The following is a 359-nucleotide window of genomic DNA, read 5'->3' as shown; positions in this document are numbered from 1 at the left end:
GGTCCCGGAGAAGTGGCGCAAAAAGCTGGCCGCGCATCAGGAGATGGCCTTCACCTGCCGGGAGGTGGCCCGCCTGCAGACCGACCTCCAGCTGGACGGCAATCTGCAGCAGCTGCGGCTGACGCGCTGACCTTCGTTAAGAGGTGCGCCGGTGCAGGGTGACTGCCTCCGGCACTGCCTGCTTTACCCGGGCCAGGCAATCACCAGGCCGCCTGATATAACCCGACGATATCCGCCAGGCTCGCCTCGCGCGGGTTGCCGCCGGTACACACATCCGCCAGCGCCGCCTGGGCCAGCGCCGGAATATCCTCTTTCCTGACGCCCACCTCGCGCAGATGGCCGGGAATACCGACATCGCG

General features: G+C 67.1%; 1 protein-coding gene. It reads right to left on the bottom strand.

Annotated elements, in window-relative coordinates; translation table 11 throughout:
• Positions 1 to 200: 200 nt before the first annotated feature.
• Complete coding sequence (locus tag PL640_RS25875; protein WP_442867059.1) at positions 201 to 347, bottom strand: hypothetical protein; 147 nt, start codon at positions 345 to 347, stop codon at positions 201 to 203.
• Positions 348 to 359 lie beyond the last annotated feature (12 nt).

It is taken from the genome of Agrobacterium sp. ST15.16.024 (assembly GCF_027956545.1).
Lineage (GTDB): Bacteria > Pseudomonadota > Alphaproteobacteria > Rhizobiales > Rhizobiaceae > Agrobacterium > Agrobacterium cucumeris.
The sequence above is the reverse complement of the archived record's forward strand: the minus strand, read 5'-3'. Positions and strand labels throughout refer to the sequence as shown.